Raw genomic sequence first — 15,049 nt, forward strand, 5'->3', positions numbered from 1 at the left:
CTCAGCCCAGCAGCACCGCGCGAATGGCGTCCGGATCGATGTCGGCCCGTTCGGCGATGACGACCAACGTAGTGCCGCCCGCCTCGCCGGGTCGCCATGGCCGGTCATAATGATGGCGCACCCGCGCGCCGACCGCCTGCACCAGCAGGCGCATCGGCTTGCCCGCCACCGCGGCATAGCCCTTGACCCGCAAGATGCGATGGTCGCGGGCCAGCGTCTCGATCCGGGCGACGAGGTCGGCGGGGTCGGCGATCTCGCCCAGGTCGATGGTCAGGCTGTCGAAGTCGTCATGTTCATGATCGTCCTCGCCATCATGGTGGGACGGGCGGGCGGCGATGTCATCCTCCGCTGCGGCATCCAGCCCCAGGATCAGGCGCGGATCGATCACGCCGTCGATCAGTTCGATCACCGGGACCGGGCGTGGCGCCTCCGCCGCGATCAGCGCGCGGGCGGCGGCGACGCCCTCCGGTCCGGCCAGATCGCCCTTGGTCAGCAGCACCATGTCGGCACAGGCGAGTTGATCCTCGAACACTTCGGACAAAGGCGTTTCATGGTCGATACCCGGATCGGCGGCACGCTGCGCGTCGATGGCGGCTAGATCGGGCGCGAAGCGGCCTGCAGCGACCGCTTCGGCATCGGCCAGCGCGAGCACGCCATCCACGGTGATGCGGCTGCGGATCGCGGGCCAGTCGAACGCCTTGAGCAGAGGCTTGGGCAGCGCCAGTCCCGACGTCTCGATCAATATATGGTCGGGCCGCGGGTCGAGCGCGAGCAGCGTTTCGACGGTGGGAATGAAGTCGTCGGCTACGGTGCAGCAGATGCAGCCATTGGCGAGTTCGACGATATTTTCGGCCGGACAATCGGGAATGGCGCAGGATTGCAATATGTCGCCATCCACGCCCAGCGTGCCGAATTCATTGACCACTATGGCCAGACGGCGGCCGCCGGCATGGCGGATCAGATGGCTGATGAGCGTGGTTTTCCCCGCGCCCAGAAAGCCGGTGATGATGGTGACGGGCACCTTGCTGAGGTCGGACATGAACATCCCCGCGCGCCGAACGACGAAAGGCGGGGCGTACCGGCATGGCCGGTCGATGCGCGACGACGGGCGGGCGCGACGAGGCGTCCGTTACCACGCACCGATGCGGCCCCAGCCGCACAAGTTCGTCGCTCAGACGGAGAGTTACCGTGCCATGACCATCCCCTGGACCAAGGCAAGAGCGACCAAGCGCCGGCAGGTCTCCTGGCTTGCGGGTCACAGCTTGATGCACGCCTTCCCAGACCTGGCGCTTGCGCGCGTATCCAGTGGCTGCCCCAAGGAAAAGGGCATGTGCATCGCGCTATCCGCTTACAGTTGCAGGGACAGCCGCGGATTTGGCGGGTTGCCCCGCCGCACCGCATTCCCGATTAAGCCCCTTGCGGGGCACCGGCGCGATCATGAAGGGGCGGCAAGCCGACCCTTCGGCCGCCGCCATAGACCAAAGGATCGGCCAAGCCAATGACCCATGTCATGCCATCAGGCGCTGACCCTCACCTCGATCTCGTCAAAGCGTTTCCAGCGGTAGATGGCGAAGCTGACGATCCAGCATGCGATGAACAGGCCGATGATGGCAAAGCCCAGGCTGTTGAAATTCTCCCCCAGGTCCGCCGCGATCCGCCAGGGTGCGCCGGTGAAGCCCAGCTTGTCGCCGATCAGCGCCATCGCCTCTATCCCGCCGATGCCGATGGCGACCAGCGCGGAGATGAGCGTGATGGTGATGTTATAGTAGAGTTTGCGGATCGGCTTGACGAAGGCCCATTCATAAGCGCCCAGCATCACGACGCCATCGACCGTATCGATGAGCGCCATGCCCGCCGCGAACAGGGCCGGGAACACCAGCACCGTCCCGATTGACAGGCCGTCGGCGGCCTGGCTGGCGGAGAGACCCAGGATGGCGACCTCCGTCGCGGTGTCGAAGCCAAGGCCGAAGAGGAAGCCGAGCGGGGCCATGTGCCAGCTGCGGCTGATCAGCCGAAACACAGGGCGGAACAGGCGCGCCAATAGCCCGCGATTGCCGAGCAGCAGGTCCAGATCCTCCTCGACATAAGTGCCGCCCGCGCGGACATGGGCGAAGGTCTTCCACACCGATTGCAGGATGATGAGGTTCATCGCCGCGATCGTGAACAGGAACAAGGCCGATATGCCGGTCGCGACCACGCCGCCGACCTGCTTGAACGCGTCGAACTGCGACAGGGCGCTGGCCGTCAGGGCGATCGCGATGGCGGCGATGGTGATGATGCCCGAATGGCCGATCGCGAACCAGAAGCCGACGGTGATGGGGCGCTGACCGTCCTGCATCAGCTTGCGCGTCACATTGTCGATCGCCGCGATATGATCGGCATCGACCGCGTGGCGCAGCCCCAGCCCCCAGGCGAGCAGCGCCGTGCCGAGCATCAGCGGCTGGTCATGGAAGAGCGTCAGTGCCCAGGTCCAGGCCGCGACATTGGCGGCGACAAGCGCGCCGAGCAGCCAGGTGATCCGCCTCTTGAGCGGTCGTCTTACGGATATAGTCTCTGTCATCGTTCGTCCCCCGGCATTGTGCGACAGGGCGGGGGCGTGCCGTTTGCGAACGGTCGGCCACGCGCGGCGGCCGGATGCCAAGGGCGACCGACGCACGTATCCGATGCGGCCCCAGCCGCTCGTTCGTCGCTCAGACGGAGTTACCGTGCCACGGCCATCCCCTGGGCCAGGGCAAGAGCGACCAGACGCCGGCAGGTCTCCTGGCTCGCGGGTCACAGCTTGATGCACGCCTTCCCAGGCCTCGCAGGATTTAGCGTCCGGCCCAGTGGCTGCTCCTCCAAAAGAAGGAGCGATGTGCATCGCGCTATCCGCTTACAGTTGCAGGGACAGCCGCGGATTTGGCGGGTCGCCCCGCCGCACCGCATTCCCGATTAAGCCTCTTTCGAAGGCACCGGCGCGATCAGTCGGACGCCAACATGGGTCATCGTCCGGGTGGATGCATAGGAGAATGGGCGGGCCGTGCCAAGCCCGTTGGGGCGACCATGCCGCGCTTCAAAGCCGGTAGGCGGTCTGCGCCGTCCGGCGGAACAGGCGGTCCTTTTCGCTGGCCGACGCGCCCTGCACGATCCGCTTGAAGGCGTTCCAGGTCACGCCATAGGTGGCGACGCCTGCATTGGCGGGCCAGTTGCTTTCGAACATGCATCGCTCTGCGCCAAACAACTCTATGCAGCGTTCGACAAAGGGGCGCCATTGGGCGGCCAGCGCGAGCGATCCATGGCCGTTCGGGCTGTCTGACGGCTTGGGACCGAAGGGGCCAAGTCCGCCGAGTTTCATGAAGACGTTGGGACAGGTCGCCAGCGCAGTCATCGCCTTGTCCCAATCGGCCCGCACTTGCGCCTGCTGCCCGGCATAGGGACCGATGCCCAGGGGATTGCCGCAATGGTTGAGGATGATCCGCGTGCCGGGAAAGCGGCGGGCCAGCGCCGTCAGCGCAGGAATTTGCGGATGGAAGAGCCAGATGTCGAAGCTGAGGCCGAGCGGTTCGAGCGCCTTGAACCCTTCGAGAAAGGCCGGGTCGGACAGCAGATCCTTGTTCAGTCCCATGGCGGCAAGCGGCGCATAGGCGTCCCAGGCGATGGAATTGCGTATCCCCTTGAGCCGTCCGCCGCCCGCCTCGATATGGGCGCGCAGCAGATCGTCGGCTTGCGCGCCGATCCGAAGATCGACCTTGCCGACGATCCCCGCCGCGATCGCGCATGGCGTTGGATGCTGCGCTGCGACCTGTTGCGCCATGCGGTAAACATAAGCGGTTTCGCCCAGCGATCGGCGTTCGGCCGTTCCGTCGGGCAGATACATAAGTCCGCATTCCACGAACACCGACTGGACCACCCGATGGCCGCTTGTGGCGATGTCCGACAGGAAATCGGCCACAACATAGCGTTCCCGGCCGGGTTGCGGATCGCGATAGTCGCGGATGTGGTGATGCGGGTCGATGATGATCCTGTCAGGATCGATCGCGACTTCTTGTGCTGCGCCAGCCGCCGATGCCCGCCCCGCCATGGCGCTCATGGCAAGGCCTGCCAACAGGGCGCGGCGATCCAGGCGCATCGTCACCGCGGCCGCTTTGCCACGCGGCGGATGAAGGACATTGCGCCTTCGAGCGCGCGATCGCCGCAATCGATCGCCAGCATGTGGCCGCAATGGGGGATGACGACGAGTTGCTTGTCCTTGGTGCCCAGCAGCGCCATGCCGCGCTGCGCATCGCGGTCCACGCTGGCTTCATGATCCTGCGCGCCCCACAGGAACAGGGTCGGCACGCTGATCTTGGGCAGGTCGTCGGGCGTGCGTTCATGCGATGCCGCGCGGGAGGCGGCGGACATGGGCGGCATCAGCAGATAACGGTTGTTGAGGTCGGTCCATTCGCGCACCAGATTCGGCGTGACCTTGCTCTTGTCCTCCACATTATGGAGGATGATCTGCCGCCAATATTCCTCTTTGTGATAGCCCTTGTGCGTCGCGTCCTCCGCGACGGCCTGTTTCAGCGCGTCGGGGAAGCTGGCGCTATCCATCACGAATTTGCCCACCGGGGCATTGCTGTAGATGAGGCCGGTGAGCCGGTCGTTATGCTGCGCAGCATAGGCCGCGCCAACGATACCGGAACTGGACGTCGACACCAGCAGGAACCGGCCGAGATGCAGCCGCTCGCGCAGCGCGTCGATGATCGCGATCTTGCGCTCCAGCGTATAGTCCGCCGTGGGTGACGGGCCGGACAGGCCAGCGGGCGGCAGGTCGAAGCGGACGACGCGATAGTGCGTCTTCAAGACTTTGGCCCATTGGTTCCACTGTCGCAGGCTGCCGAAGGAGCCGTGCAGCAGCAGGATCGTCGGCCCCCTGCCTTCATCGACATAATGGATCGGCTCGCCGTCGATCTCGACGAGCTGCGAGGCCGGTAGGGCGTAGCGTTCCCTAAGCGCTGCGTCGGACGGCAATGGCTGCGCCAGGACCGCAGGCGATGCCAGCAAGCCCATAAGCGCCAAAGGCCATTTCCACTTATGCATCGCCATCCTGCGTCTCCCCAATCCGAAACGTCATCCTCCTTCACCGGCAGCAGGGCGCGAGGGCGGCTGGCGCATCTGTCCGATCATCGGACAGCGGTTGGCATAGCGACCCGGCATAGACGCCCGTCCCCGCGCTCGCTACGGAGCGGGCATGATCGCTCTCCTGTCCCCCGCCAAGACGCTCGATTTCGAACGCGCCCTGCCGCCCCTTGCCGCGACGACGCCGCATTTCGCGGCGGAGGCCAGCAGCCTCGCTAGGTCGGCGGCGAACCTGTCGCAAAAGCGGCTGGCGGAGTTGATGCATATCTCGCCGCGTCTGGCGAAGCTGAATGCCGACCGTTTTCGCGACTTTGCCGACCTGCCGGAGCGGCAGGCGCTGTTCGCCTTTGCCGGTGACGTCTATACCGGCTTTGAAGCCGATACGCTGGACGAAGCGGGCATTGAATTTGCGCAGGATCATGTGCGAATGCTGTCCGGGCTTTACGGCTTGCTGCGCCCGCTCGACACGATACGGCCCTATCGGCTGGAAATGGGAACGCGCTGGGCGCCGCGGCACAAGAAGCTGACCGACTGGTGGAGCGACCGGATCGCGGCGCTGCTGCGGTCGCAATTGGAAGAGGAAGGGTCAGGCGTGATCCTTAACCTGGCGAGCCAGGAATATTATGCGGCGGTCGAAGGACGGTTGGCGGGCGTGCGCATCATCGATGTCGAGTTTCGCGAACCCGGTCCCGATGGTCCGCGCTTCGTCAGCTTCAACGCCAAGCGCGCCCGCGGCATGATGGCCCGCTGGCTGTGCGAGCATCATATCACGGATGCGGACGCGATGCGCGGCTTCGACAGCGACGGCTATCGGTTCGATGCCGACGAAAGCGACGCCGATCGCTGGCGTTTCACCCGCTCATGAGCGGCAAGGGGACATCCGCCGTCGTCATCGGCGCGTCGGGCGGGATCGGCGGGGCGTTCGAAGCCGCGCTGATCGAGGAAGGCGCGTTCGATGTCGTGCATGGCTTCGCCCGGTCGCGCACCGGGGCGCAGCATATCGACTTGCTGGACGAGGGCAGCATCGCTGCCGCTGCCGCGCAGGTCGCCAATGGGCCGCCGCCGACGCTGGTGATCGTCGCGACCGGGCTGCTCCACGCGCCAGGCCATGGTCCCGAAAAGGCGCTGCCCGATCTGGACCCGGACTGGCTGGCGCAGGTCTATGCCGTCAATGCGATCGGCCCCGTCCTCATTGCCAAGCATTTCCTGCCGATCATGCCCAAAGCGACCCGAACGGTGTTCGCCGCGCTGTCAGCGCGGGTCGGGTCGATTGGCGACAACCGGCTGGGTGGATGGCATGGCTATCGCGCATCGAAGGCAGCACTGAACATGCTGGTGCGCAACCTCGCGATCGAGGAGCGCCGTCGCAACGACCGCGCGATCGTCGTCACCTTGCATCCCGGCACGGTCGACACCGCGCTGTCGCGCCCGTTCCAGGGCAATGTCCCGGCCGGCCGCCTGTTCGATACGGAACGCGCCGCGTTGCAATTGCTGGACGTGATCGAGGCCTTGAAGGTGCCCGACAGCGGCAAGCATTTCGATTTCGAAGGGCAGGAAGTGCCCTTCTAACCCCTGTGACTGTTTTCTTTATTTAGGATCGGCCAATCCGCCGTTGGGCCGACGCGGTGCGAGGGGGACGAAGGACACCGGCTTGATCGGCGCTTGCGATGCCGCCTCGCCGATTTCGAACAGATGGTGGAGGAAGGATATCATCGCCTCCCGGCCCCTTTTGCTCAGTTCCACCAGCATACGCCGATGATCGCGCGGATCGTAGCGCCGGACGACCAGCTGCGCCGCCTCCAGGCTTTCGATCCGACGGAGCGTCCCGGTCGCGCTCTCGCCGGAAATTGCCATGGTATCCTTGACGCAGAGCGATCCGCCCTCCTCCGCCACGATGAACAGTTCCAGCATGATGTCCCAGGCGGAATCGCGAAACACATGTTTGGGGAAATGCTGCGAGCAATTGGCGCGCGCCTGCTGCGTCTGCCGCGCCAAGGCCAGCAGCGACGATCCGGATAGGTCCGGGGCCGATGAGTCCTGTCTGCTGCGGTCGCGCGAAGCCATGCGGTCATCCTTGCATTGCGGTTCGTGGAGCAAGCCCGAAGCTGGGCAAGCTAACTTAACACAATCTTCAAAGTCGTAATTTTATTACTACATTGCGACAGAAAATTTCTCCCTGCTATCGTGGTGCATGGGCTGCGCATCAGCCTTCAACTGATCGACCAACATATGCAGTCCGCTGCCATGCGATCCTTTGATCAGGATGATGTCGTCATCCTGCGTCACGGCCTTGAGATGGGCGTGGAGCTGATCGACATGGTCGGCATATAGTCCGCGACAAGCGACCGGCAGGCCCGCCCAGACGGGTGCGAACAGCGCTCCGACCACATGCACGCAATCAATGCCGTGATCGCCGATCAGCGACGCCAGCGCCCCATGATATTTGGCTGCATCCGGTCCCAACTCCAGCATTTCGCCTAGGATGGCGATGCGCCGACCGCCGGTGCGCGCGCCCAATAGGGCAAGCGCGGCCGCCATGGAGGCGGGATTGGCATTATAGGCGTCGTCGATCAGGGTAATCCGCCGTCCCCCGATCGTCAGCGCCAGCGTCTCGCCACGTCCCGCCAATGGGCGGAACGCCGCCAGGGCATCCATCGCCTGCCCCGCGTCCAGCGACAGGGCGGATAGGGTGGCGAGCACGGCCAGACTGTTGAGCGCCATATGCCGTCCGGGCGCTTGCAACGCATAATCGAGTAAAGCCACGGGCGTCTGCACCTGCACCCGCCCCGCCTGCTGGTCGATCAACCGGAAATCGGCATCCGCCGCTTCGCCATAAGTAATGACGCGCAGATCGCGGGCCAGCGCCATCGCGCGCACGCGGGGCAGTTCCGCCATATCGGCATTGAGGATGGCGACGCTGCCGGGCGCCATCCCTTCGAACATCGCGCTCTTGCGCCGGGCGACCGTGGCGAGATCGTGATGATATTCCAGATGCGCGGGCGCGATATTGGTGAAGACCGCGACATCGGGGCGGGTCAGCAGCGCGTTCTGCCGCATCCGGCCGATCGCCAGTTCCATGACGATATGCGGCGTGTCCCAGGGGATGGAGGCAAGGTTCCAGGCGATGCCATGGGGGAGGTTGGCGTTGAGCCGCGTCTCCCCGACATCGCCGAAGGGACGCAGCGCCTGCGCCAGCATGGCGACCATGCTGGTCTTGCCCGCGCTGCCGGTGACGCCGATCAGCTTGCCCGTCATCGCCGCGCGCGCATGACGGGCAAGCGCCAGGATCGCGTCGTCCGTGTCCGCCACCGCCAGCACCGGCGTGTCCGTGGCGGGCAGGCGATCGGGCGCGCTGGTGATGATGGCGGCCGGGCGCGGCGTCAGCGCATCCATCCGCGTGCGGGTCAGGCCACGCTCGCCGTCCCGGCCCTGCACGACGGCCATATCGCCCGCCCGAAAGCTGGGCGCGTAGATGCACAGACCGTGTGCGCGCCAGTCGGCGGGCGGCGGTGCCATCCATCGACCGCCCGTCGCCTGCATGATGCTGCGCGCGGTCCAGCCGGGTTCCGGCGCTGCGTCCTGTTCCTTCTCATCCTGCAGATGGCGGCGGTAGGCGATCAGGCCGGACAGATAATGTTCGACATCATCGATGCGCACGCGAAAGGCGTGGTGACGGATGAAGAAGCTGCCGACGATCCGGCGCGGATTGGCGAAGAACATCGCCAGTTCCGGCCAGAAATGACCGTTGAGCAGATAATGCGCCCGCGCGTGCATCGCGCGGTGGAATGTGGGCAGGTCGATGCTGTCCAGCAAATGCCCATGATCGGGATCGGTGGACAGGCGCGCGATCATCTGCTGCGCCGCCATCATGAGTTCCAGCAGCGTCGGGAAGGTCGTGATGCGGTTTTCCACGAAGTCGAGATAGTCGCGGATATTGTCGAGGCCGAAGCGGAACCAGGCTTCCTCCGGCCGATGGCGGGTCAGCTCGTTAGCGCAATAGCCCAGCCAATGGTCGTGCGCCGATGCATGGCCTGCCGCGATAAAATGAGTGAAGGCCAGAGCCACTGCGTCGATCCAGCGCGGATCACCGGTCAGGCCGTAGAGCCGCATGAGGCCGAAGGCCGCCTCGCCATCATAATAGATGATGCGGAACGGTTGCTTCACCGCCAGCGTGGGATAGTCGAGCACATGGACGAAGCCGCCGCTATCGGCGTCCTGCATGTACACTATGCCCGCCGCCAGCCGATCGAGCAGCGCCCGATAACGGTCGTTCGCCATCAATTCGCTATATTTGACCAGCGCCAGCAGGCAGACAGCATTGCCGCCCAGCTTGATCTCGTTACCCGGATCGATCAGGAACGCCGCCTGCGTCCCGTCCGGCAGAACCAATGGGCGGATCAGCTCATGCTCCAGATAGGCAAGCGCCCGTTCGATCGCGGCGAGCAGGACGGGATCGCGCGTCACTTCCCAGCTTTCGAGCATCGCATAGCTGCTGCTGGCGTGGCGCAGGCTGTTATAGGCCGCGATCTCGCGGTCGAAACAGGGGTGCCAGCCATAGTGGAAGCGACCGTCATCCTGCACCTGCGACGCCAGATAGATGCTGCCATCGTCGATCAGGCGCAGCAACAGGTCAGGGTCGAGCCGCTCCACCGTCCGCCGCCCCGCGTTGCGCCCATGTCCGCTGATCGCGTGGATGACGCCATCCGCGTCCAGGAACAGACCGGCGGTCGAAAACAGCCAGACGGGAGCTTGGTCGCTGAAATCGATTTTATCGATGCCATGGCGCAATCGGGCGTAACGCAGAAAATTCGCTTCATTGACGGTCGCGGTCGGATGCCCCTTCCCGCCATAGAGCATGGCGTTGGCGTTGACCTCCGTTTCCAGGAACGCCTGCTCCAGCCGCGCATCCAGTGCGATGCCAAGGCGGAAATAATTGCGCTTGGTCGCGCCCAGCCGCTGGCGCAGGCTGCCCCAGTCGGTCCGTTCGACCGCGCGGACCCAATCGACGCGCAGCCAGTCCAGTTGATCGCCCGCCGCCCGCAACCGGGGCAAGGCGGACTGCCAGCAACTGTCCGCGTCCGGCCCGGAAACGGTCATGGTTCGCGCGCGCGTGGCGCCGTTGGTGAAGGAGAAGAACAGCACCGATCGCGGTGCGCCGTCGATCATGATGGTCGGGGCGCGGCGCACCCGATCACCGATGATTGCCAGTCGCTTCTCCAACGTCGCCCTCATCGTTCGCGCAGTCCTTCGCGCGCGCGGTTGAGGGGTTTGAGCAGATATTGCAGCACCGTCTTGCTGCCGGTGTGGATATCGACGGTGGCGATCATACCGGGCACGATGGGAAAGCGTTTGCCCGCCTTGTTCACCAGCGCCACCGATTTGGTCCGTACGAAGACGCGATAATAATAGATTTCCGGGTTCACCTCATCCTTGATCGTGTCGGGAGAGATGCTCGACACTTGGCCTTCCAACCCGCCATAGATGGCATAGTCATAAGCGGTGATCTTGACCGTGGCGCGCTGATCGGGATGGATGAAGGCGATGTCGCGCGGGGAAATCCGTGCCTCGATCAGCAGCTGGTCGTCCAGCGGCACGATCTGCATGATCTCGCCATTGGGGGACACGACCCCGCCGATGGTGGACACCTCGATGCTCTTGACGATGCCGCGCACCGGGGAGCGGAGGGTCAGGCGCTTGAGCGTGTCGGACCGGCCGCGCACGACCGGGGCCAGCGCTTCCACCTCTTCGCTGACCTTTGCCAGATCCTGTTGCGCCTCGACCAGATATTGCGAGCGCAGATCGGCTTTCTTGAGCGCCAGTTCGGCGCGCTGGCGTTTCAGTCGCAGCACTTCGACATTGCTGGCCGCGCCCACGGCGATCAGCGATTCACCGATGCCGACTTCCTTGGTGATCAGCGCGAGCGATTCATCGATCAGCCGGTCCGAACTTGCCAGGCTTTGCCGCCGGTCCTGATAGAGGCGCGTTTCCGACGCCTTGAGGTCGGGATAGGCATCGAGTTCGCGGGGAAATTCGATGGCCGAACTGGTCACTTCCGCCCGCAACCGCGCTGCGCTGGCCAGGGCGGCGCGATATTTGGCGGCGCTTTCGTCCACGGTCGATCCCGCCTGGGTGGGATCGAGCTGTGCCAATATCTGCCCCGGTTTCACGATATCGTCCTGCTTGACCATCAGCTTGGCCAATATGCCGCCTTCCAGCGACTGGATGATCTGTTCCCGGCTGGTCGGCACCACGCGCCCGCTGCCGCTGGCGACCTCATCCAGCTTGGCGAACCAGGCCCAGGTGAAGGCGGCGACGAACAGGGCGACGACCATCCACAACAGCCGGGTCGCGCCAGTGATGCGGCTGCGCCCTTCGTCATCGAATTGCCATTCGTCATCGATCGCGGTCGCGTTCATGCCACCCTCGCCCGGTTCGCCTGCATGGTGCGCAGCGCTGCATCCTTGGGCTGGTCGAGCAGGATCGCGCCATTGTCGATTACGATCACCCGGTCGACCAGTTCCAGCACGCGCATCCGGTGGGTCGCGATCACCAATGTCCGGCCCTGCGCCCAGTTTTTAAGGCCGTCGATGAAGTGGCGTTCCGACACTTCGTCCATCGCGGCGGTCGGTTCGTCCAGCAGCGCGACCCGGGGATGCCGCAGCAGCAGCCGCGCCAGCAGTAGCGACTGGATCTGCCCGCCCGACAGGCTTTGCCCTCCTTCCAGGATCACATGCTCCAGCCCGCTGCGCAGGCGGCGGACGAACTGGATCGCGCCGGTCATCGCCAGCATGGAGAGGATTTCCTCATTGGACACGTCCGGCGCGCCTAGGGTCAGATTCTCCCGGATGGTGCCGTGGAACAGCCGGCTATGCTGCGACAGGAAACTGACGTCGCGGCGCAGGTCGTTGGGATCGATATGGTGCAGCGCCAGATTGTCGATCAGCACTTCGCCCGACACCGGCTGCAACATGCCCGACAGCGCCTGGAGCAGGGTCGATTTGCCAGCGCCGTTGCGGCCCAGCAGGGCGATCTTTTCGCCTGCTGCGATCTCCAGTTCGGGCACGGTCAGCGCGGGGGGACTGTTGGGATCGGCATAGCTGAATACGCCGCCCTGGATCGACATCGATCCCGCGATCGCATTGACCGAAATGCGATGTTCGTCGTCCGGGCGATCGACCGGCAAACCCATAATCTGGTTGAGGCTGCCGATCGCGACCTTGGACTGCTGGAAACGGCTGAGCAGCGCGGTCACCTGCGACATCGGCGCCATCATCCGCGATCCCAGGATGGACGAGGCGACCAGCGCGCCGGTCGTGATGTCGCCCGCGATCACCATCGGCGCGCCGACGCACACGATCCCGGCATAGACGCCGTTCTGCACATTCTGCGTCCAGACCGTCAGGCCGTTGGTCAGGCCGCGCAGCTTCAACTGCGCTTCGCCCGCTTCGGCATTATAGCGGTTCCAATGCTGCTGGAACCGCTCTTCGGCCTGCAACGACTTGATATCCTCGATCCCCTGCACCGCCTCCACCAACAGGGCGTTACGCAGCGAGGATTCGCGCATCGACGCAGTCGCATAGGCGCGCAATCGCCGTTGCGCGAGCAGGCCCGGCAGCACCAGCAGGATCAGCGCCGCGATCGGCACCAGCACCAGCGGCCCACCGATGAACCACAGAATGACGAGGAAGATGAGGAAAAAGGGCAGGTCCGCGATCGCCGCCACGGTGGTGGACGTCAGCAATTCGCGCACCTGGTCCAGATCGCGCAACTGGGCGATGAAGGTGCCGGTGGAGGTCGGCCGCGCCCGGTTGCGCACGCGCAGGGCGTGGCCGAACACCTTGTCCGACATGCGCAAATCCGCCCGCTTGCCCAGCACGTCCACGATGTTCATGCGGAGCCGACGCAGCAGGAAGTCGAAGCCGATCGCCATCGCCACGCCGAACGCCAATATATAGAGCGTAGGATAGGATTCCGCGGGCACCACCCGGTCATAGACCTGCATCGAGAAGATGACGCCCGACAGGCCCAATATATTGGCGATGCAGGATGCGACCATCACATGGCCGTAGGACCGGCCATCCTGATAGAGAATGCGACGCAGCCAGTTCTCTTCATAATGGTGAATATAGGGGTCCACCCGCGCATCGGGCGCGGCCCGCACCGGCCGGGCGACGGCGAACAGGGTCGCGCCGCGCGCCACGTCGGCAATTGCCATATGGGCGCGCAGTCCGCCTTCGCCCGCCAGGCTCAGCGTCGCTTCGCCATCCTCGCCGATCGCGGTCACCAGCGCCAAGGCGCCGTCGCTCATCCGCACGATCATCGGCAGCCGCCAACCCGACAATCGCTCGCCGACGCCGGGCGTCTTGAAGCGGACCGACAGGCCCAGCGCGCGCGCCATGCCGCGCACCTTGGCCTGCTCCCCGTCGGTTCCCGACCATAGCCCCGCCAGCTTTGCGCCCTGTTCGCTATTGGGCAGGCCATAATGGCGCGCGACCTGTTGCAGCAACTCCAGCCAGGCGTCGATCGCCACGGCGCTGACGGTCGGGCGGATCGGCGGCAGGGCATTCATAGCGTCACTCCGCGCACCACCGTCCCGGTGAGATGGAAAGCCGCCCGCGTGCGGCCCGAATTATAGAGGCAATCAAGCTGGAGCCGCCGCAGGTCGTGCACGGCGTTGGCCGCTTCGAAACGCACCTGCTGGAATTCCTGCTCAGCGTTGAGCAGATCGACCAGCGTGCGGGTGCCCATTTCCAGATATTGCAGCCGGTAGAGTTTGCCGGTTTCGTCCATATTATTCTGGCGCGATGCCAGCGTCTTTAGGAGCGCGTTCAGGCTGTCGATCTGCTGCTGCGCCTCCGCCAGGCGCTGGGCCGTGTCGTTGCGGGCGCGATCGATCGCGGCGTCGGCCGCGTCCAGCGCATAGGACGCGCCGCGCACCCGCGCCTTGCTGATCCCGCCGCCAAACACGTTGCTGGTCACGTTGAACCCCAACGAATATGCGCTGCGCCGTTTGGACAAGGGATCGGACACGTCGATCGTGCTGGTGCCGCCGATGGAGACGGTCGGCCATTGTTCGGCCTTGCGACGCTTGAGGTCCGCCACAGCCTGGTCCCGCTGTGCGTCTGCGACCATGACGGCGGGCACATCGTCCCAGTCGGGGGGCGGCTGCCGACAGGCCGCCATCAGCCAGCCGGGCACATCCGCATCGACCTGACGCGGCGGCTCCGATCGGCCCAGCAGATAGGCCAGGTTGCTGGACCAGCGGCGGCGCGCCGCCTCGATCTGCGACAGGGTGGCGATTACCGCCTCCACCCGCGCCTGCGCCTGCAGGCCGTCCGACCGGGTCGCCGCGCCCTTGGTCACGCGGCTATCGACCAGGCCGCTGATAGCGCGGATCCGCTCCAGCTGATCCATCGCCACCTGATAAAGCGCTTCGCCGCGCTGCACCTCTATCATCGCATAGCCGGTTTCGCGGACCAGACCGTCGATCGCCAGCAGCATTTCCGCCTCACCCACGCGCGTGCCCGCCCGGGCGCCCTCCACCGCGCTCGACACCTTGCCGAAATCGAAGATCATCTGGGACGCATTGATCTGGGGTCGCGGGCGCCAGTCGCCGGTCAGACGGCTGTCATAGCCGGTGGCGAGGCCTGCGCTGATCTGGGGCGAATAGCCCGCCCGGGCGACATTCACCTCTTCGCCGCGCGCATTGAGTTCGCCCGCCGCCACGGTCAAGGCGGGGTGCCAGGCGATCGCCTCGCGCGCGGCTGCTTCCCAGGTGATCAGTCCGGCATTGTCCGGTCCTGATCCCGTCTGCGCGGGCGCGGCCGAAGCCAGGGCGCTGCCGACAAGCCATAGATAGACTTTGCCGACATGGAACGGGCTTTCCATGCTGGTCACATCCTCATCTAGTTGTGACCAGCATCGGTTTGACAGGTTACCAAGATGATAACGC

At 65.1% G+C, this 15,049-nt stretch carries 11 protein-coding genes and 2 riboswitches; of the genes, 2 read left to right on the top strand and 9 right to left on the bottom strand.

Going from position 1 to position 15,049, the window contains the following annotated elements; genetic code table 11:
* Position 1 precedes the first annotated feature (1 nt).
* From cobW to U5A89_RS17975, 4 genes are all read right to left on the bottom strand, one after another.
* Positions 2-1,039, bottom strand: a complete 1,038-nt coding sequence (gene cobW, locus U5A89_RS17960; RefSeq protein WP_338162387.1) for a cobalamin biosynthesis protein CobW — start codon at positions 1,037-1,039, stop codon at positions 2-4.
* A 177-nt stretch (positions 1,040-1,216) separates the two neighbouring features.
* A riboswitch (cobalamin riboswitch) is annotated at positions 1,217-1,446 on the bottom strand.
* Between the two features lie 70 nt (positions 1,447-1,516).
* On the bottom strand, positions 1,517-2,560 hold the full coding sequence (locus U5A89_RS17965) for a HoxN/HupN/NixA family nickel/cobalt transporter (protein ID WP_338162388.1): 1,044 nt from the start codon (positions 2,558-2,560) through the stop codon (positions 1,517-1,519).
* 173 nt (positions 2,561-2,733) lie between these two features.
* A riboswitch (cobalamin riboswitch) is annotated at positions 2,734-2,969 on the bottom strand.
* A gap of 83 nt (positions 2,970-3,052) precedes the next feature.
* On the bottom strand, positions 3,053-4,108 hold the full coding sequence (locus U5A89_RS17970; protein ID WP_338163101.1) for an amidohydrolase family protein: 1,056 nt from the start codon (positions 4,106-4,108) through the stop codon (positions 3,053-3,055).
* A gap of 2 nt (positions 4,109-4,110) precedes the next feature.
* Positions 4,111-5,064 (bottom strand): alpha/beta fold hydrolase, encoded by a 954-nt coding sequence (locus U5A89_RS17975; protein WP_338162389.1) that lies wholly within the window; start codon positions 5,062-5,064, stop codon positions 4,111-4,113.
* A gap of 145 nt (positions 5,065-5,209) precedes the next feature.
* On the opposite strand from U5A89_RS17975, the gene yaaA reads away from it, so the two are divergent.
* Together yaaA and U5A89_RS17985 are read left to right on the top strand one after the other, a co-directional pair.
* Entirely contained in the window at positions 5,210-5,962 is a 753-nt protein-coding gene (yaaA, locus tag U5A89_RS17980) for a peroxide stress protein YaaA (RefSeq protein WP_338162390.1), read from the top strand.
* Positions 5,959-6,666 (top strand): SDR family NAD(P)-dependent oxidoreductase, encoded by a 708-nt coding sequence (locus U5A89_RS17985; RefSeq protein WP_338162391.1) that lies wholly within the window; start codon positions 5,959-5,961, stop codon positions 6,664-6,666. Before yaaA ends, U5A89_RS17985 begins: the two co-directional genes overlap by 4 nt.
* An 18-nt stretch (positions 6,667-6,684) precedes the next feature.
* Here U5A89_RS17985 and U5A89_RS17990 read toward each other — a convergent pair whose 3' ends face one another.
* The 5 genes from U5A89_RS17990 to U5A89_RS18010 form a co-directional block, all read right to left on the bottom strand.
* A complete protein-coding gene (locus tag U5A89_RS17990) occupies positions 6,685-7,161 on the bottom strand; it encodes a MarR family transcriptional regulator (RefSeq protein WP_338162392.1) in 477 nt (158 codons plus the stop codon).
* Between the two features lie 87 nt (positions 7,162-7,248).
* Positions 7,249-10,329 (bottom strand): UDP-N-acetylmuramoyl-tripeptide--D-alanyl-D-alanine ligase, encoded by a 3,081-nt coding sequence (locus U5A89_RS17995; RefSeq protein WP_338162393.1) that lies wholly within the window; start codon positions 10,327-10,329, stop codon positions 7,249-7,251.
* Positions 10,326-11,513 carry a beta-barrel domain-containing protein gene (locus U5A89_RS18000; protein ID WP_338162394.1) on the bottom strand — a complete coding sequence of 396 codons (1,188 nt, stop codon included), beginning with the start codon at positions 11,511-11,513 and terminating at the stop codon, positions 10,326-10,328. The genes U5A89_RS17995 and U5A89_RS18000 overlap by 4 nt, the downstream gene beginning before the upstream one ends.
* Positions 11,510-13,666, bottom strand: a complete 2,157-nt coding sequence (locus U5A89_RS18005) for a type I secretion system permease/ATPase (RefSeq protein ID WP_338162395.1) — start codon at positions 13,664-13,666, stop codon at positions 11,510-11,512. The genes U5A89_RS18000 and U5A89_RS18005 overlap by 4 nt, the downstream gene beginning before the upstream one ends.
* Positions 13,663-14,985 (bottom strand): TolC family protein, encoded by a 1,323-nt coding sequence (locus U5A89_RS18010; protein WP_338162396.1) that lies wholly within the window; start codon positions 14,983-14,985, stop codon positions 13,663-13,665. The genes U5A89_RS18005 and U5A89_RS18010 overlap by 4 nt, the downstream gene beginning before the upstream one ends.
* Between the last annotated feature and the right edge of the window lie 64 nt (positions 14,986-15,049).

Origin of the sequence: Sphingobium sp. HWE2-09 (assembly GCF_035989265.1) — a bacterium.
GTDB lineage: Bacteria > Pseudomonadota > Alphaproteobacteria > Sphingomonadales > Sphingomonadaceae > Sphingobium.